An 18,035-nucleotide genomic window follows, 5' to 3' on the forward strand; every position below is an offset into this window, starting at 1 on the left:
AATCCCTCGGTAATCTTCAGAGGGTCTTTTCGAAGATCTTCGAGTTGCGCTGATAGTTGTACAGCGACGCCCGCGCCGCCGGCAGGCGCTCGACGCTGCTTGGCTCGAAACCGCGTTCGCGGAACCAGTGCGCGGTACGGGTGGTGAGGACGAACAGGGTTTTCAACCCTTGCGCCCGGGCACGGGTCTCGATGCGCTCCAGCAGCTCATCGCCGCGACCGCCATGGCGATACTCCGGATTCACCGCCAGGCACGCCAGCTCACCGGCATCCGAATCGGCAATCTGGTACAACGCCGCACAGGCGATGATCATGCCTTCACGCTCGACCACGCTGAACTGCTCGATCTCGCGCTCCAGCACTTCGCGCGAACGACGCACCAGAATCCCCTGCTCTTCCAGCGGGCTGATCAAATCGAGCAAACCACCGACGTCCTCAATCGCCGCCTCGCGCACCAGTTCGAATTGCTCCTGAGCGACCAGCGTACCGCCACCGTCGCGGGTGAACAGTTCGGTCAGCAGCGCGCCGTCCTCGGCATAACTGACGATATGGCTGCGCGCCACGCCGCCACGGCAAGCTTCGGCGGCGGCATCCAGCAGTTCCGCCTGGTAGTTGTTGCCCAGACGCGCCAGATGCGCCGGCACCTGTTGCGGACGCAGTTCGCGCACCAGTTTGCCGTTTTCGTCGATCAGACCGAGGTCGGCGCCGAACAGCAGCAGTTTGTCGGCCCCCAGATCAATCGCGGCGCGGGTGGCAACGTCTTCGCACGCAAGGTTGAAGATTTCCCCGGTCGGCGAATAGCCCAGCGGTGACAGCAGCACAATCGAGCGTTCATCGAGCAGACGATTGATGCCTTTGCGGTCGACCCGACGCACTTCGCCGGTGTGGTGATAGTCGACACCTTCCAGCACACCGATCGGCCGCGCGGTCACGAGGTTGCCGCTGGCCACCCGCAGACGCGAGCCCTGCATCGGCGACGAGGCCATGTCCATCGACAGTCGCGCTTCGATGGCGATGCGCAGCTGACCGACCGCGTCGATCACACATTCCAGGGTTGCCGCATCGGTGATGCGCATGCCGTGATGGTAGTGCGGGGTCAGGCCGCGAGCAGCGAGACGGGTTTCAATCTGCGGGCGCGAACCGTGAACCAGCACCAGACGCACGCCGAGGCTGTGCAACAGCACGAGGTCGTGGACGATGTTGCCGAAGTTCGGATGCTCCACGCCGTCGCCGGGCAGCATGACGACGAAGGTGCAGTCGCGGTGAGCATTGATGTAAGGAGACGCGTGGCGAAGCCAATTGACGTATTCGGGCATGAACCTGGGCCTGTAATAAATAGCAGCCGGAAAAAAGGGCGAAACGGAAAACGCACAGCGGGCTGATGGTTATCGTCGGAACAGGCTTGGCGACACGCGCGCTCTCCTCATGAATACGGGTTGGGGTGCTGGCAATTTACAGCGTTTGGTCAGACAAAACACCGTCCCTGTAGGAGTGAGCCTGCTCGCGATAGCGGTGTGTCAGTCAATATCTTCGGTGACTGGTTCACCGCTATCGCGAGCAGGCTCACTCCTACAAAGGGGACATCAGGGTTTGTCCGGGTTCAGGCAGTAATGTTCAATCAACTGCCGCAATAGATGCACGGTAGGCTGCAAACGTGACATTTCAAGGTATTCCCCGGGCTGGTGCGCGCAGGCGATGTCGCCGGGGCCGAGCACGATGGTTTCGCAGCCAAGGCGCTGAAGATAAGGCGCTTCGGTGCCGAACGCTACTGCTTCGGCACTGTGGCCGGTGAGCTTTTCAGCAATACGCACCAATTCGGCGTCTTCGGCCTGCTCGAATGGCGGCACTTCCGGGAACAACGGCTGGTAGTCGATCTTCACCTGATGCCGCTCGGCCACCGGATTGAGCTTGCGCAGGATTTCCGCGCGCAGGACTTTCGGGTCCATGCCCGGCAACGGGCGCAGGTCGAACTCCAGCGAACACTGGCCGCAAATGCGATTCGGGTTGTCACCGCCATGAATGCAGCCGAAGTTCATGGTCGGCTGCGGCACGCTGAACTGCGGATTGTTGAACTCACGCTGCCAAAGCAGGCGCAAACCGCGCAGCTCGCCAATGGCATCGTGCATCGCTTCGAGGGCGCTGTGGCCCAGGCGCGGATCCGACGAATGGCCGCTCTGCCCGAGGATATCGATGCGCTCCATCATGATGCCCTTGTGCATGCGGATCGGCTTGAGCCCGGTCGGCTCGCCGATCACTGCCGCTCGGCCGATCGGACGCCCGGCCTCCGCCAGCGCCCGGGCGCCGGACATCGAGCTTTCTTCATCGCAGGTGGCGAGGATCAGCAGCGGTTGCTTGAACGGTTGCTCGAGCAGCGGCTGCACGGCCTCGATGATCAGGGCGAAAAAACCCTTCATGTCGCAACTGCCCAGCCCGACCCAGCGGCCGTCGACTTCGGTGAGTTTCAGCGGATCGGTCTGCCACAGCGCATCGTCATAAGGCACGGTATCGCTATGCCCAGCCAGGACCAGGCCGCCGGGGCCACTGCCAAAACTGGCGAGCAGGTTGAATTTGCCGGGGCTGACCTGCTGGATATCGCAGCTGAAGCCCAGATCACCCAGCCAACCGGCAAGCAAATCGATCACCGCCCGGTTGGACTGATCCAGGCTCAGTTGGGTGCAACTGACCGACGGTGCGGCGATCAGTGCAGCGAACTGGTCTTGCATGGATGGCAAAGGCATCGCTGACTCCAACTCCCGATTTGAAGTCCATCATAGAGCCATCCGGCGCTCGGAATAAACCGCCGCAGGGCGTAGGAAGTTTGAGTCCTGTACACTGCACGGCCTTGGCAGCCACACATTCCCCCGGCTGCGCTCCCGATCCTGGATTTTCCGGCCATGCAGAAAGAAACCGAAATCAAACTCCGCGTCAGCCGCGAAACCCTCGCTGCCCTGCGCGAGCACCCGCTACTGAAAAAACGCAACAAAAATGGCTGGGAACGCCGTGAGTTGATGAACCAGTACTTCGACACCCCCGAGCGCGACCTGGCCCAGGCCAAAGTCGCCCTACGTCTGCGCAAGGACGGCGACGAAGTGATTCAGACCCTCAAGACCCGCGGCCAGAGCGTGGCCGGTCTGTCCGAGCGTAACGAGTACGACTGGAAGCTGCCCAAAGCCAAGCTCGACGTGAAGAAACTCGACGGCGAATGCTGGCCCGAGGCGCTGGCCGAGCTGGACAAGAAAACCCTGAAGCCGATCTTCACCACCGATTTCGTCCGCGAACGCGCGGAAATCGCCTGGGGCCGCGGCAAGGCCAAAGTGGTGATCGAAGCCGCGCTGGACCTTGGTCATGTGGTGGTCGGCAAGCAGAAAGAAGAAATCTGCGAGCTGGAACTGGAACTGCGCGAAGGCGAGCCTGCCGCACTGCTGGAACTGGCCGCGGAACTGGCCGAAACCCTGGCCCTGATGCCGTGCGACATCAGCAAGGCCGAGCGCGGCTACCGTTTGTATGACGCCAACAGCTACTCGCTGAGCCTGCCGGCGCCGCAACTGACGGCGGAAACCCAACTCGACGACGCCTTCGCCGCTCTGGCCTGGCACTTGCTCGGCAGCAGCCAGCGTCTGGCCGAACAATATCGCTTCAACGGCCACTGGCGCCTGCTGCAGGACTGGGTCGAGAACCTCGCGGAAATGCGCGCCCTGCTCAGCAGCCTCGGCCAGGCCGCACCGCGTCCGGCGACTCACGACCTGCGCGTGGCGCTGGACGCATTGCTCGAAGACTGGCGCCCGCTGGTTCAGGTCGGCATCGAAGACGAAGACGTGCGCAAGGCGGCGCCGGAGCAATTCCTTGAAGAGCTGGAGGACCCGCGCTGGGGCCTGTTTTCGCTGACGGTTTCGCGCTGGCTGCTGGCCCGCACCTGGACCGCCGAGCGTAACACCCGCGGCAATCGCCAGGGCGCGGCGCAACTGCACAGCTGGCTGCCGCGCATGCTGGGCGAAGAAGCTACGTCCCTGCAATTGCAGCGTTATCAGCAGCAACCGGAAGATCTGGCCGAGCAATTGCCGCGCATCGAACGCATCCAGGTCTGGCTGCACCACGCGCGCAACGTGCTGGAGATCGCGGAAATGGATCGCCTGTACGGCGAGCTGAACAAACTGGCGCAACTGGCCAACGAACCGACCATCACTGACGAACTGCTCGATGCGCGCAAGCAGCAGGCGATTGCGGTTTATCAGAATCGCGCGTGGAAAATGCTGCTGCGTATGTGATGCTCAGCAACACCTGAAAACTGTGGCGAGGGAGCTTGCTCCCGCTGGAGGCCGAAGGACTCCCGATTCCTGCAATTGCAGATTTTGGGGCCGCTTCGAGACCCATCGGGGATAAATCCCCTCGCCACAAAAGGATCAGCGCAAGACTGGCAGGCTGGTCGTCGACTTGATTTCCGACAGCGCCACAATCGAATTCACTTCCTGGATCCCCGGCACCAGCGACAGCTTCTCGAAAAAGAATCGCTCATACGCCTCGATGTCCGCCGCGACAATCCGCAACAGAAAATCCACCGCGCCCATCAGCACATAACACTCCAAGACTTCCGGAAAGCCGCGAATCGCCTCGGTGAACTCGGTGAAGTTCGAGCGCCCGTGGGCGTTGAGTTTGATCTCGGCGAAGATCTGCGTATTCAGGCCGATCTTCTTGCGATCAAGCAAAGTCACCTGGCCGCGAATGATCCCCTCCTCCTTCATCCTTTGAATGCGCCGCCAGCACGGCGATTGCGACAGGCCCACCTGCTCGGCGATCTGTGCACTGGACAGCGAAGCATCCTCTTGCAGCAAGGCGAGAATGCGCCGGTCGTAACTGTCCAATTCGCTGTGCATAACCAATCCTCAAAATGATCATTTGCCGAATTGTTCTTGTCGAGCAATCCACTGATCCGCTCATCTTAGACAAGAAATGCCCGACACCGAATGTAAAAATTCCTCCACTGACTCTGGAGACCGGACATGCCTCACCTCGAAGCCGTGAATACCCCTGCGCCCCGCGCCGATGTGTGGAACGTCAACAACGCGCACTGCTGCGCGCGTTATCAGCTGCTTGCCGAGGCCGAGCCGGATCTGCTGGTGCGGGTGCTGAACCTGTTTGCGCTGCAATTTCTGACGCCGCAACAGGTCCACGTCGAGCGGCTCGACGATCTGCTGTCGATCGATATCACCATCGACGGACTGAGCTGGCATCGCGCCCAGGTGATTGCGGAAAAACTTCGTAACCTGATCAGCGTCTGCTCGGTGAACCTGCAAGACGCCGACACGGCGTGGTCTGCGCCGGCCCAGGCGTCCGGCTGACAAATCCGGCAACGGCTTTGTCGGGTAGTGGCCCAACGGTCGGCGGGGCCACGACTATCCTTTGCGCACAGTCGTTCAAAAGGAGCCCGCATGTCCGTTCAACTCGCCACTCAGGACCGCTGGCTGGATCTCAACGATGTGTTGCGTGAGCTGGTCGCCCAAGGCTTTATCAGCCAGGATTCGGCGGAGCAGGCGCTCAACGCCCGGCGGCGCCACGCGACCCACGGCCAGCAGCATCCACTGGAATTCATCGCCAGCCAGCAACTGGATGATCTCAGCCGACCGGGCAAACATCTGGATCTGGAAAGCCTGACCCTGTGGCTGGCGCAGCAGGCCGGTCAGCCGTACATGCGCATCGACCCGTTGAAGATCAACGTTGCGGCGATCACCCCGCTGATGTCCTACGCCTTTGCCCAACGGCACAAGATTCTTGCGGTAGCGGTCGACCGCGATGCGGTGGTGGTCGCCAGCGCCCAGCCCTACGTCACCGGTTGGGAGGCCGACCTGACCCATGTGCTGAAGCTGCCGATCAAACGGGTGGTCGCCAACCCGGTGGACATCCAGCGCTTCAGCGTCGAGTTCTTCCGCCTCGCCAAATCGGTCAGCGGCGCCAGCACTGCCGACGCGCAGAGCGGCAACCTCGGCAACTTCGAACAACTGCTCAACCTCGGCGCCAGCGATCAGGAGCCGGATGCCAACGACGCGCACATCGTCAACATCGTCGACTGGCTGTTCCAGTACGCCTTCCAGCAGCGCGCCAGTGATATCCACATCGAACCGCGTCGCGAACAGGGCACCGTGCGCTTTCGCATCGACGGCGTGCTGCACAACGTCTATCAATTCCCGCCGCAGGTGACCATGGCGATCGTCAGTCGCCTGAAAAGCCTCGGGCGGATGAACGTCGCCGAGAAGCGCAAACCCCAGGACGGCCGGGTCAAGACCAAGACCCCGGACGGTGGCGAAGTGGAGCTGCGGCTTTCAACGCTGCCCACCGCGTTTGGCGAAAAAATGGTCATGCGGATTTTTGACCCGGAAGTACTGCTCAAGGATTTCGATCAGTTGGGCTTTTCCGCCGACGACCTGCGCCGCTGGCAGGACATGACCCGCCAGCCCAACGGCATCATTCTGGTCACCGGGCCGACCGGTTCAGGCAAGACCACCACGCTCTACACCACGCTGAAGAAACTGGCGACGCCGGAAATCAACCTCTGCACCATCGAAGACCCGATCGAAATGGTCGAGCCGGCCTTCAACCAGATGCAGGTGCAGCACAACATCGACCTGAGCTTCGCCGCCGGCGTGCGTGCGCTGATGCGGCAAGACCCGGACATCATCATGATCGGCGAGATCCGCGACCTGGAAACCGCGGAAATGGCGATTCAGGCTGCACTCACCGGCCACCTGGTGCTGTCGACCCTGCACACCAACGATGCGCCCAGCGCGATCAGCCGTCTGCTGGAACTCGGCGTGCCGCACTATCTGATCAAAGCCACGGTGCTCGGGGTCATGGCCCAGCGCCTGGTACGCACCCTGTGCCCGCACTGCAAGGCGCCGCTGACGCTGGAAGAGGACGATTGGCAGACCTTGACCCGCCCGTGGCAAGCGCCGCTGCCGGGCAATGCGCAACGGGCCATCGGTTGTCTGGAGTGCCGCGACACCGGTTATCGCGGACGCGCCGGGGTCTACGAAATCATGCAGTTGAGCGATAACCTCAAAGCCCTCATAACCCCGGACACCGACCTCACCGCCATCCGCCGGCAAGCCTTCAAGGAAGGCATGCGCAGCCTGCGCCTGTCGGGCGCGCAAAAGGTCGCGGCGGGGCTGACCACCCTTGAAGAAGTGCTGCGGGTTACGCCGCAGAGCGAGCAGAAATAGGCCACTACGGAACCGGATCGGGGAAATCGCAATCCAACGCCGTAGTTAACCCCCAGGAGTCACTCAATCATGCGTCTCAAACTTGCTGTCGCCACCCTTGCCTTGCTGTCCCTTCCCGTTGGTTCAGCGATGGCCGACAGCTTTTGGCGTAACGTCATTTCCTCCGGCGCCACCACCGGTTCGACCTACCTGACCTTCAAGGATCACAAGCTGATCGTTGCCGCACAGGACGATGCCGGCAGCTTCGTCGCCAGCGATGGCGGCATCCGTGGGCCGTACCTGGAAGCAGCGATGCAGAAAGTCCGCGCCGACAATCCGGGCCTGCAAGCCACGGACATGGAACTGGCGAATGCGATTCTGGCGAAGAACGCAGTGGCTTCCGAGTAAGCCCGGCGCCAACAAAAATGCCGCTCGATCGAGCGGCATTTTTTTAAGCAAAAAAACAAAAGATCGCAGCCTTCAGCAGCTCCTACAGGGATCAGTGTAGGAGCTGCCGAAGGCTGCGATCTTTTGCTCTTCAGCGGTAATCGTCCACCGGGACGCAAGCACAAAACAGATTGCGATCCCCATAAACGTTATCCACCCGATTCACCGCCGGCCAATACTTGTGCGCCTTGGTGTGCGCATCCGGGGTGACGCCCTGTTCGATGCTGTAAGGCCGCTCCCAGACGCCAGTGACATCCGCCAAGGTATGCGGCGCACGTTTCAGCGGATTGTCCTCCGCCGGCCAGTTGCCGTTCTGCACTTCGGTGATTTCTGCACGAATGCTCAGCATGGCGCCGATAAAGCGGTCCAGTTCGGCCTTGGATTCGCTCTCGGTCGGTTCGACCATCAACGTCCCCGGCACCGGGAATGACATCGTCGGCGCATGGAAGCCATAGTCCATCAGACGCTTGGCGACGTCCTCTTCACTGATCCCGGTCTGCGCCTTCAACGGCCGCAAATCGAGAATGCATTCATGGGCCACCCTCCCGTTGCGCCCGGTGTAGAGCACCGGAAATGCGCCGGATAAATGCTGCGCCAGATAATTCGCCGCGAGGATCGCCACTTCGCTGGCATCGGCCAGTTGCGGCCCCATCATCGCGATGTACATCCAACTGATCGGCAAGATGCTCGCACTGCCCCACGGCGCCGCACTGACCGCGCCGTTCTGCGGCAGCGGACCATCAATCGGCACCACCGGGTGATTGGCGACAAATGGCGCCAGATGCGCGCGAATACCGATCGGCCCCATGCCCGGCCCGCCGCCGCCATGGGGAATGCAAAAGGTCTTGTGCAGGTTCATGTGCGACACATCGGCGCCGATGTCCGCCGGCCGCGCCAGCCCGACCTGCGCATTGAGGTTGGCGCCGTCCATGTACACCTGCCCGCCGTGCTGGTGGATCACTTCGCAGATTTCGCTGATGCCCTCCTCGTACACACCATGGGTCGATGGATAGGTCGCCATCAGGCACGACAACTTGTCGCCCGCCTCGGTGGCCTTGGTTTTCAGGTCGTCCAAATCGACGTTGCCGGCCTCGTCGCACTCGACGATCACCACGCGCATCCCGGCCATTTGCGCCGAGGCCGGGTTGGTGCCGTGGGCCGAGGACGGAATCAGGCAAATGTCCCGCCCGCCCTGATGCCGGCTCTCGTGATATTTGCGAATCGCCAGCAGCCCGGCGTACTCGCCCTGAGCGCCGGAGTTCGGTTGCATGCAGATCGCATCGAACCCGGTAATCGCGCACAACCAGCGCTCCAGCTCTTCGATCATCAAGGTGTAACCGGCCGCCTGCTCCCGTGGCGCGAACGGGTGCAGATTGGCGAACTGCGGCCAGGTGATCGGAATCATCTCGCTGGTGGCATTGAGTTTCATGGTGCAGGAGCCCAGCGGGATCATCGACTGGTTGAGCGCCAGATCCTTGTTCTCCAGTTGCTTGAGGTAGCGCAGCATCTCGGTTTCGCTGTGATGCGCGTTGAACACCGGGTGGCGCAGGTACGGCGTGGTGCGCTGCAACTGGCCGGGAATGCCGGAAATCAGCGCTTCTGCATCAATTTCGTCGACATTCAACCCATGATCGGCGCCCAGCAGCACATCAAACAATTTAGCCACCGTGCTTTCATCGCACGTCTCATCGAGGCTCAACCCCACTCGCCCACGGCCAAGAATCCGCAAGTTGATCTGCGCAGCCTTGGCGCTGTCGATGATCGCGCTCTGCGCGCCGCCAACCTCCAGCGTGAGGGTGTCGAAAAACTGCCCGTTGACCCGCTGCAGGCCATGGCGCTCCAGGCCCGCCGCCAGAATGCAGGTCAGCCGATGAACCCGCTGGGCGATGCGTTTCAAGCCTTGCGGCCCGTGATAAACCGCGTAGCAACTGGCGATGTTGGCCAACAGCACCTGCGCGGTGCAGATGTTTGAGTTGGCCTTCTCGCGGCGAATATGTTGCTCACGGGTTTGCAGGGCCATGCGCAACGCCACATTGCCACGGGCGTCTTTCGACACGCCGATGATCCGCCCGGGAATCGCCCGTTTGTATTCCTCGCGGCTGGCGAAAAACGCCGCGTGCGGGCCACCGTAGCCCATCGGTACGCCAAAGCGCTGGGACGAACCGAACACCACATCCGCACCCAGTTCACCCGGCGGCGTCAACAGCAACAGACTTAGCAGATCCGCCGCCACACAGGCCAGCGCCTGCTGCGCGTGCAGTTGATCGATCACCGGGCGCAGATCACGGATATCGCCGTGGGTGTCGGGATACTGCAGCAACGCGCCGAACACCTGATGCCGGCTGAGGTTATCCACAGCATCGACGATCAACTCGAAGCCAAAACCTTCGGCGCGGGTCTGCACCACGGAAATGGTCTGAGGGTGACAATTCTCATCGACGAAGAACAGATTGCTCTTCGACTTCGCCACACGTTTAGCCAGCGCCATGGCTTCAGCGGCAGCGGTGGCTTCGTCGAGCAACGAAGCATTGGCCAGTTCAAGCCCGGTGAGGTCGATGGTCAGTTGCTGGAAATTCAGCAGCGCTTCGAGACGGCCCTGGGCGATCTCCGGTTGATACGGGGTGTACGCGGTGTACCAGCCGGGATTTTCCAGCACGTTGCGCAGGATGACGGTCGGCGTCAGCGTGCCGTGGTAGCCCATGCCGATCAGGCTGGTCCACACCTGATTCTGCTCGGCATAACCGCGCAGTTTGGCCAGCGCCGCCTGCTCGTCGAGGGCCGGCGGCAAGTCCAGCGCCCGATTCAGGCGAATGCCCGGCGGCACCGTCTGCTCGATCAGTTCGACCCGGCTGCCGAGGCCCAGGCTGTCGAGCATCGCCTGCTGTTCGGCGGCGTCGGGGCCCAAATGGCGGCGCAGGAAGGCTTCGGGGTCGCGTAACTGGCTCAAGGATGGCAACTGGGACATGACGGGCTCTCTCTTGGCTGGCGCTCGGCGTCAATGCAACACGGTCAAACCAGCATAGCAGCCGATCCCGACGCGCACGGCTTGGCGGCGCCGGGTGTTCCGGGGCATGCTGTAGCGCCTGCATCAGGCGTCCAACTTTCGGATGATCGAACCCTCATGAGCCAACTGCCGTTCCTGCCGTTTTCCAAACCTGTCATCGATGAAGCCACGATTGCCGCCGTCGGCGACGTGCTGCGCTCCGGCTGGATCACCAGCGGGCCGAAGGTCCAGGCCTTTGAAGCACAGCTGTCGGAATACTTCGGCGGGCGCCCGGTGCGCACCTTCAACTCCGGCACCTGCACCATGGAAATCGCCTTGCGCATCGCCGGTATCGGGCCGGGCGATGAAGTGATCACCACGCCGATTTCCTGGGTCGCCACCGCCAACGTGATCCTCGAAGTCGGCGCCACGCCGGTGTTCGCCGACATCGACCCGGTGACCCGCAATATTGATCTGAACAAACTCGAAGCGGCGATCACCCCCCGCACCAAAGCGGTGATTCCGGTGTACCTCGCCGGCCTGCCAGTAGATATGGATCGGCTATATGCCATCGCGCGCAAACACAACCTGCGGATTGTCGAAGACGCCGCTCAGGCGTTGGGTTCGAGCTGGAACGGCCAGCGCATCGGCGCCACCGGCGATTTCGTGTCGTTCAGCTTTCAGGCGAACAAGAACGTCACCTGTTCCGAGGGCGGCTGCCTGGTGCTGAACACCCCGGAAGAGGCGCGGCTGGCGGAGAAGTACCGCTTGCAGGGCGTGACCCGCAATGGCTTCGACGGCCTCGACGTTGATGTGCTCGGCGGCAAGTTCAACATGACCGATGTCGCCGCCACCATCGGCCTCGGCCAGTTCGCCCATATCGAGGCGCTGACCGCCCATCGTCAGGAACTGGCCCGGCACTACTTCAAATGTTTTGGCGATGACTTCGAAGCGACTTATGGCGCGCAACTGCCGCCAGCGGATTTCACCCAGAGCAACTGGCATCTGTTCCAGTTGGTGCTGCCGGAGCGCAAGGACGGTTTGCCGGCGCGGGCCACGTTCATGGAGCAGATGCAGGCGCACGGCATCGGCATCGGTTATCACTACCCGCCGATTCACTTGCTGAGTCTGTACCGCGAGCGCGGTTTCAAGGAAGGGATGTTGCCGGTGGCCGAGCGCGTCGGGCGACTGATTGTGTCGTTGCCGATGTTCACCAGCATGACCAAGGACGACGTCGAGCGTTCGGTGGCGGCAGTCAAAGCCGTATTGAAGCCCTGATCAATGTCGGAGCTGCCGCAGGCTGCGATCTTTTGATCTTGTCTTTAAAAACAAAGTCAAAAGATCGCAGCCTGCGGCAGCTCCTACAGGGGGCGAGGATTATTCGCCGATTGCAGCCTTGTAGGCGGCGGCGTCCAGCAGTTTTTCCAGATCAGCCGCGTTATCCGGCTTGAGCTTGAAGATCCACGCACCGTACGGATCGGTATTCAGCAGCTCCGGCGTGCCGCTCAGCTCTTCGTTGACGGCGATCACTTCACCGGCAATCGGCGAGTAGATGTCGGAAGCGGCTTTCACCGACTCGACCACACCGGCCTGATCTTCAGCGGCGAACTTGTTGCCCACTTCGGTCAACTCGACGAACACCACATCGCCCAGCGCTTCCTGCGCGTGATCGCTGATGCCCACGGTAACGGTGCCGTCGGCTTCCAGACGCGCCCACTCATGACTTTCGGCAAAACGCAGTTCGGCGGGGATATTGCTCATGCTCGGTGTCCTCAAGAAATTGTCAGCGGTCAGGCCGCCGGAAAAGGTCAGATCAAGGTTTTGCCATGGCGCACGAAGGTCGGTTTGACCACTCGTACCGGATACCACTTGCCACGGATTTCCACTTCGGCGCGGTCGGCGGTGGCCATCGGTACACGCGCCAGGGCAATCGATTTGCTCAGCGTAGGAGAGAAACTACCACTGGTGATCTCTCCTTCGCCAACATCGGCAATACGAACCACCTGATGGGCGCGCAAAACACCGCGTTCCTCAAGCACCAGACCCACCAGTTTGTGCGCCACGCCGGCGGCTTTTTCCGCTTCCAACGCCGAGCGACCGATGAACTGCCGCGAAGCCGGTTCCCAGGCGATGCTCCAGGCCATATTGGACGCCAGCGGCGAGACATCTTGATGAATGTCCTGGCCGTAGAGGTTCATCCCGGCTTCAACCCGCAGCGTGTCGCGGGCGCCGAGGCCGATCGGTGAAATACCGGCACCGATCAGATCGTTGAAAAATCCCGGCGCCTGCTCGGCCGGCAAGGCGATTTCCAGGCCGTCCTCACCGGTGTAACCGGTGCGCGCAATGAACCAGTCGCCATCGACTTCGGCTTCAAACGGTTTCAGGTGATGGATCAGTGCGGCGCGGGACTGGGTCACCAGTTCGGCGATTTTCTGCCGGGCCTGCGGGCCTTGAATGGCGAGCATCGCCAGATCCTGACGCTCGTGCAGATGCACGTCGTAACCGGCGACCTGTGCCTGCATCCACGCCAGATCCTGATCGCGGGTGGAGGCGTTGAATACCAGACGATAACGGTCTTCGAGACGATAGACGATCATGTCGTCGACGATGCCGCCACGTTCGTTGAGCATCGTGCTGTAGAGCGCGCGGCCGGGGCGGTGCAGGCGCTCGACGTCATTGGCCAGCAAATGCTGCAGCCAGGCCTTGGCCTGTGGGCCATCGATGTCGATAACGGTCATATGGGAAACATCGAACACCCCGCAATCGCGGCGCACCTCGTGGTGTTCCTCGACCTGCGAGCCGTAATGCAGTGGCATGTCCCAACCGCCAAAATCGACCATCTTCGCGCCGAGGGCGAGATGCAGGTCATACAGAGGCGTACGCTGTCCCATGGGTTTCTCCTTCCGGGCGTGGCGAAGGTGCGGACAGCCGCTGTACGGGATGAAAGCCGCGAAATAGAAGGCTTTCAGCCGATTTCAGCGAACGGGTCTGTCAGACGAACCGCACCGAATGCCGCGCATTGTAGCCGCATGATTCAGGACTCACTACTAAGTGTTTCGGCGCGCCGAGCGGCGGATCAGGCCAATGACCGGCAACAGGCCGACCAACACTAGGGTCAGCGCCGGCAGTGACGCCCGCGCCCATTCGCCTTCGCTGGTCATTTCGAAGATCCGCACCGCCAGCGTGTCCCAGCCAAACGGGCGCATCAGCAGGGTCGCGGGCATTTCCTTGAGCACATCGACGAACACCAGCAACGCCGCGCTCAGCGTGCCGGGCAGCAACAGCGGCAGATACACTTTGAAAAACAGTCGCGGCCCACTGACACCCAGGCTACGTGCCGCTTCGGGCAATGAAGGCCGTATACGCGCCAGACTGTTTTCCAACGGCCCGTAGGCCACCGCGATAAAGCGCACCAGATAGGCCATCAGCAACGCCGCCAGACTGCCCAGCAGCAGCGGCTTGCCGGCGCCGCCGAGCCAGTCCGACAGCGGAATCACCAGTTCGCGATCGAGATAGCTGAAGGCGAGCATGATCGACACCGCCAGCACCGAACCCGGCAACGCGTAACCAAGATTGGCCAGACTGACCCCGGAGCGGATCGCCCGGGTCGGCGCCAGACGTCGGGCAAACGCCAGCAGCAGCGCGACGCTGACGGTGATCAACGCCGCCATGCCGCCCAGATACAGGGTGTGCAGGATCAGCCCGGCGTAGCGCTCATCGAGATCGAAGCGCCCGCGCTGCCAGAACCAGACAATCAGTTGCAGGACTGGAATCACGAACGCGCAGGCAAATACCAGAGCGCACCAGCCAGTCGCTGCGAACGCCTTGAGTCCATGCAAGTGATACAGCGCCTTGACCCGTGGCCGCTCGTTGCTCGCCCGATTGGCGCCGCGCGCACGCCGCTCGCCGTACAGCACCAGCATCACCACCAGCAGCAACAGACTCGCCAGTTGCGCCGCGCTCGGCAGGCTGAAGAAGCCGTACCAGGTCTTGTAGATGGCGGTTGTGAAGGTGTCGAAATTGAACACCGACACCGCACCGAAATCCGCCAGGGTTTCCATCAGCGCCAGCGCCACACCGGCACCAATCGCCGGCCTCGCCATCGGCATCGCCACCCGCCAGAACGCCTGCCATGGCGATTGCCCGAGTACCCGCGCCGCCTCCATCAGGCCTTTGCCCTGCGCAAGAAACGCGGTGCGCGCCAGCAAATAGACATAGGGATAAAACACCAGCACCAGTACCACAATCACCCCGCCGGTAGAGCGCACGCGTGGCAGGCGCAAGCCGCTGCCGAACCACTCACGCAGCAGGGTTTGCACCGGGCCGGCAAAGTCCAGCAGGCCGACGAAGACGAACGCCAACACGTAGGCCGGGATGGCGAACGGCAGCATCAAGGCCCAGTCGAGCCAGCGGCGTCCGGGGAATTCGCAGAGGCTGGTGAGCCAGGCGAGGCTGACACCGAGCAGCGTCACGCCGACACCAACGCCGAGTACCAGCGTCAGGGTATTGCCCAGCAGGCGCGGCATCTGGGTTTCCCACAGGTGCGACCAGATCTGCTGATCGATGGTCTGCCACGACAACAGCAGAACACTCAGGGGCAACAGCACCAGCGCGGCAATGACGAGGACGATGGGGTACCAGCGGCGTTGGGCGGGGTGGGCCAAGGGGGTTCTCTGCAAGAGGGCCAACGCCCAATCGACGTCGACCACATGTTGTGGCGAGGGAGCTTGCTCCCGCTCGGCTGCGAAGCAGCCGCAGGAGGTTAACAGTTCAATTCACGCCAGACGCAAGGGCGCCATGGGGCCGCTTCGCGACCCAGCGGGAGCAAGCTCCCTCGCCACAGAGGGCTCGCCGTGGTGGCCGGCTCAGTTCCAGCCCGCCCGATCCATCATGCGGATCGCTTCCGCCTGACGCTTGCCCGCCACTTCCACCGGCAAGGTGTCAGCGACGAACTTGCCCCACGCCGCCACTTCTTCCGAAGGCTTCACCGCCGGATTGGCCGGGAATTCCTGGTTGACGTCGGCGAAGATCTTCTGCGCCTCAGGCGTGGTCATCCACTCGACCAGCGCCTTGGCGGCTTCCGGGTGCGGTGCATGTTTGGTCAGACCGATACCCGACAGGTTCACATGCACGCCGCGATCGGCCTGATTCGGCCAGAACAGTTTCACCGGCAGGTCTGGCTTCTGCTTGTGCAGGCGCCCGTAGTAGTAGGTGTTGACGATGCCGACATCGCATTGCCCGGCGTTGATCGCTTCCAGCACCGCAACGTCATCGGAGAACACATCGGTGGACAGGTTGTTGACCCAGCCCTTGAGGATCTTCTCGGTCTTCTCGGCGCCGTGCACTTCGATCATGGTCGCGGTCAGCGACTGGTTGTAGACCTTCTTCGCCGTGCGCAGGCACAGGCGCCCTTCCCAGTTCTTGTCGGCCAGCGCTTCGTAGGTGGTCAGTTCGCCCGGCTTAACGCGCTCGGTGGAATAGGCGATGGTTCTCGCGCGCAGGCTCAGGCCGGTCCAGGCGTGGCTGGAGGAGCGGTATTGTGCGGGAATATTCGTATCGATAGTTTTCGAGGTGAACGGCTGCAGAATGCCCATCTGCTCGGCCTGCCAGAGGTTGCCGGCATCGACGGTCAGCAGCAGATCAGCGGTGGCGTTTTCGCCTTCGGCCTTGATCCGCTGCATCAGCGGCGCTTCCTTGTCGGTGATGAACTTGATCTTCACCCCGGTTTTTGCGGTGTAGGCGTCGAATACCGGTTTGATCAGCTCATCGATACGCGAGGAGTAGACCACCACCTCGTCGGCGGCCTGGGCGGTGGTACTGCCGATCAGGGTCAGGGCCAGTGCGGTCAGAAGACGCTTGGGTGCCAACATGGGAGTGGTCTCTCGGTCGGAAAATGTGGGCCAAATGATAAGGACTCACATTTACCACCTCAATCGAACTCTTTTCCAAGGAGTTACCAGATGTTGCATGACCTGCAAATTGCTGGTCTCTGTGGCGAGGGAGCTTGCTCCCGCTGGAGGCCGAAGGACTCCCAATGTTGCCAAAATGGCTTTTGGGGCCGCTTCGCAGCCCAGCGGGAGCAAGCTCCCTCGCCACAAAGAAGTAATTGTCTTCAGGGTTTGGCGAGCGCCGGAAGGTCGCCTGTAAGGCCAAGTGCTTCGCGAACAAATAGAGCCTTGGCCTCCGGCATCTGCTCCACCAGCTTCAACCCGGCGTTACGCAACCAGCGCACCGGCAGCGGATCGGCCTGGAACAAGCGCTCGAAGCCCTCCATCGCCGCCATCAATGCCAGATTGTGCGGCATGCGCCGACGCTCGTAGCGGCTCAGCACTTTCACATCGGCCAGACGCTCGCCACGTTCGGCGGCTTGCAACAGCACTTCAGCCAGCACCGCCGCATCGAGGAAGCCGAGGTTCACACCCTGCCCGGCCAACGGGTGAATGGTATGCGCCGCATCACCGATCAGCGCCAGCCCTTCGGCTACATAGCGCTTGGCATGCCGTTGACGCAGCGGTACGCACAGACGCGGATCGGCACTGATCACTTCGCCCAGGCAACCTTCGAATGCACGCTCCAGCTCACGGCAGAACGCGGTTTCATCCAGCGCCATCAGGCGTTCGGCTTCACTCGGCGTAGTCGACCAGACGATCGAGCACCAGTCCTGCTGCCCATCGCGCTCCAGCGGCAGAAACGCCAGCGGCCCGTGATCGGTGAAACGCTGCCACGCGGTCATCCGGTGCGGCTTGCTGCTGCGCACGCTGGTGACGATGGCGTGGTGAAGGTAATCCCACTCGCGGGTGGCGACACCGGTCAGCCGGCGCACCGCCGAATTGGCGCCGTCCGCTGCAATCACCAGCGGCGCACGCAACTGCCGACCATCGGCCAGGGTCAGCAGCCAGTCATCGCCGGAGCGGCGCATCTGTTCCAGCCGTGCGTTGGCCAGCATGCCCAGATCGCAGTCGTGCAAACGATCGAGCAAGGCATCCTGCACCACGCGGTTTTCGACGATATGCCCCAGCACCTCGGCATGCACGCTGCTCGCCGAGAAATGAATCTGGCCGGTGCCGCTGCCGTCCCACACGTGCATGTCGGTGTACGGGCTGCTGCGGCGCTTGGCGATGCCGTCCCAGACGCCAAGGCGTTCGAGTATCCGCTGGCTGGCCGCCGACAAGGCGCTGACCCGCGGCTCGAACGGCGCGGTCGCGTCGAACGGTTTGACGCTCAGCGGGCTGCCGTCGAGCAGCAACACTTCGAGGCCGCTGTCCTGCAACGCCAACGCGAGGGCGCTGCCGACCATTCCGGCTCCGACAATCAGCAGATCTGCGCGCATTTCCATGCTTTAAGCCTGTCTCGCTGGCGGCATGCGCCGCCCGTAAAGGGTTTTAGCCAGCGCGCCAGTTAGTGGCGCGCTGCTGA

Annotated in this window: 14 protein-coding genes; 5 read left to right on the top strand and 9 right to left on the bottom strand. The window is 62.2% G+C overall.

The features are described 5' to 3' along the window. Positions 1-16 precede the first annotated feature (16 nt). Positions 17-1,315, bottom strand: coding sequence for an amino-acid N-acetyltransferase (argA, locus tag ABV589_RS13380; RefSeq protein WP_007967974.1), 1,299 nt, complete (start codon positions 1,313-1,315; stop codon positions 17-19). Positions 1,316-1,582: 267 nt separating this feature from the next. Beyond that, positions 1,583-2,737, bottom strand: coding sequence for an acetylornithine deacetylase (argE, locus tag ABV589_RS13385; protein ID WP_367086129.1), 1,155 nt, complete (start codon positions 2,735-2,737; stop codon positions 1,583-1,585). A gap of 156 nt (positions 2,738-2,893) precedes the next feature. Between argE and ABV589_RS13390 the strand changes: the two genes are divergently transcribed. After that, positions 2,894-4,264 (top strand): CYTH domain-containing protein, encoded by a 1,371-nt coding sequence (locus tag ABV589_RS13390; RefSeq protein ID WP_367086130.1) that lies wholly within the window; start codon positions 2,894-2,896, stop codon positions 4,262-4,264. Between the two features lie 135 nt (positions 4,265-4,399). Here ABV589_RS13390 and ABV589_RS13395 read toward each other — a convergent pair whose 3' ends face one another. Next, positions 4,400-4,870, bottom strand: a complete 471-nt coding sequence (locus tag ABV589_RS13395; RefSeq protein WP_007951785.1) for an Lrp/AsnC family transcriptional regulator — start codon at positions 4,868-4,870, stop codon at positions 4,400-4,402. Positions 4,871-4,996: 126 nt separating this feature from the next. Between ABV589_RS13395 and ABV589_RS13400 the strand changes: the two genes are divergently transcribed. The 3 genes from ABV589_RS13400 (at position 4,997) to ABV589_RS13410 (ending at position 7,597) form a co-directional block, all read left to right on the top strand. Beyond that, positions 4,997-5,335: a hypothetical protein gene (locus ABV589_RS13400; RefSeq protein ID WP_367086131.1), complete on the top strand. Its 339-nt coding sequence runs from the start codon at positions 4,997-4,999 to the stop codon at positions 5,333-5,335. A 90-nt stretch (positions 5,336-5,425) separates the two neighbouring features. Further along, entirely contained in the window at positions 5,426-7,210 is a 1,785-nt protein-coding gene (locus tag ABV589_RS13405) for an ATPase, T2SS/T4P/T4SS family (RefSeq protein ID WP_367086132.1), read from the top strand. A gap of 66 nt (positions 7,211-7,276) precedes the next feature. Beyond that, entirely contained in the window at positions 7,277-7,597 is a 321-nt protein-coding gene (locus tag ABV589_RS13410) for a DUF2388 domain-containing protein (protein WP_169843014.1), read from the top strand. A 130-nt stretch (positions 7,598-7,727) separates the two neighbouring features. Here ABV589_RS13410 and gcvP read toward each other — a convergent pair whose 3' ends face one another. After that, complete coding sequence (gene gcvP / locus ABV589_RS13415) at positions 7,728-10,601, bottom strand: aminomethyl-transferring glycine dehydrogenase (protein WP_367086133.1); 2,874 nt, start codon at positions 10,599-10,601, stop codon at positions 7,728-7,730. A gap of 156 nt (positions 10,602-10,757) precedes the next feature. Here gcvP and ABV589_RS13420 point away from each other — a divergent pair, with 156 nt between their 5' ends. After that, entirely contained in the window at positions 10,758-11,897 is a 1,140-nt protein-coding gene (locus ABV589_RS13420) for a DegT/DnrJ/EryC1/StrS aminotransferase family protein (RefSeq protein WP_367086134.1), read from the top strand. A 99-nt stretch (positions 11,898-11,996) separates the two neighbouring features. On the opposite strand, the gene gcvH is transcribed toward ABV589_RS13420, so the two are convergent. The 5 genes from gcvH to ABV589_RS13445 all read right to left on the bottom strand — a co-directional run bounded on the left by gcvH (position 11,997) and on the right by ABV589_RS13445 (position 17,949). Then, the gene (gene gcvH, locus ABV589_RS13425) at positions 11,997-12,380 is read right to left on the bottom strand and encodes a glycine cleavage system protein GcvH (RefSeq protein WP_007967959.1); all 384 of its coding nucleotides are present in this window, start codon (positions 12,378-12,380) and stop codon (positions 11,997-11,999) included. A gap of 47 nt (positions 12,381-12,427) precedes the next feature. After that, positions 12,428-13,510 (bottom strand): glycine cleavage system aminomethyltransferase GcvT, encoded by a 1,083-nt coding sequence (gcvT, locus tag ABV589_RS13430; RefSeq protein WP_367086135.1) that lies wholly within the window; start codon positions 13,508-13,510, stop codon positions 12,428-12,430. Between the two features lie 156 nt (positions 13,511-13,666). Next, the gene (locus ABV589_RS13435; RefSeq protein ID WP_367086136.1) at positions 13,667-15,283 is read right to left on the bottom strand and encodes an iron ABC transporter permease; all 1,617 of its coding nucleotides are present in this window, start codon (positions 15,281-15,283) and stop codon (positions 13,667-13,669) included. A gap of 201 nt (positions 15,284-15,484) precedes the next feature. Next, positions 15,485-16,489, bottom strand: a complete 1,005-nt coding sequence (locus tag ABV589_RS13440; RefSeq protein WP_367086137.1) for an extracellular solute-binding protein — start codon at positions 16,487-16,489, stop codon at positions 15,485-15,487. Between the two features lie 242 nt (positions 16,490-16,731). Continuing rightward, positions 16,732-17,949 carry a 2-octaprenyl-3-methyl-6-methoxy-1,4-benzoquinol hydroxylase gene (locus ABV589_RS13445; protein WP_367086198.1) on the bottom strand — a complete coding sequence of 406 codons (1,218 nt, stop codon included), beginning with the start codon at positions 17,947-17,949 and terminating at the stop codon, positions 16,732-16,734. Positions 17,950-18,035: the final 86 nt, after the last annotated feature.

Source organism: Pseudomonas sp. HOU2 (genome assembly GCF_040729435.1).
Lineage (GTDB): Bacteria > Pseudomonadota > Gammaproteobacteria > Pseudomonadales > Pseudomonadaceae > Aquipseudomonas.

Bases quoted from the DNA above. Each gene is read 5' to 3' on its own strand.
- argA (WP_007967974.1), bottom strand. From the start codon at position 1,315: ATGCCCGAATACGTCAATTGGCTTCGCCACGCGTCTCCTTACATCAAT.
- argE (WP_367086129.1), bottom strand. From the start codon at position 2,737: ATGCCTTTGCCATCCATGCAAGACCAGTTCGCTGCACTGATCGCCGCA.
- ABV589_RS13390 (WP_367086130.1), top strand. From the start codon at position 2,894: ATGCAGAAAGAAACCGAAATCAAACTCCGCGTCAGCCGCGAAACCCTC.
- ABV589_RS13395 (WP_007951785.1), bottom strand. From the start codon at position 4,870: ATGCACAGCGAATTGGACAGTTACGACCGGCGCATTCTCGCCTTGCTG.
- ABV589_RS13400 (WP_367086131.1), top strand. From the start codon at position 4,997: ATGCCTCACCTCGAAGCCGTGAATACCCCTGCGCCCCGCGCCGATGTG.
- ABV589_RS13405 (WP_367086132.1), top strand. From the start codon at position 5,426: ATGTCCGTTCAACTCGCCACTCAGGACCGCTGGCTGGATCTCAACGAT.
- gcvP (WP_367086133.1), bottom strand. From the start codon at position 10,601: ATGTCCCAGTTGCCATCCTTGAGCCAGTTACGCGACCCCGAAGCCTTC.
- ABV589_RS13420 (WP_367086134.1), top strand. From the start codon at position 10,758: ATGAGCCAACTGCCGTTCCTGCCGTTTTCCAAACCTGTCATCGATGAA.
- gcvH (WP_007967959.1), bottom strand. From the start codon at position 12,380: ATGAGCAATATCCCCGCCGAACTGCGTTTTGCCGAAAGTCATGAGTGG.
- gcvT (WP_367086135.1), bottom strand. From the start codon at position 13,510: ATGGGACAGCGTACGCCTCTGTATGACCTGCATCTCGCCCTCGGCGCG.
- ABV589_RS13440 (WP_367086137.1), bottom strand. From the start codon at position 16,489: ATGTTGGCACCCAAGCGTCTTCTGACCGCACTGGCCCTGACCCTGATC.
- ABV589_RS13445 (WP_367086198.1), bottom strand. From the start codon at position 17,949: ATGCGCGCAGATCTGCTGATTGTCGGAGCCGGAATGGTCGGCAGCGCC.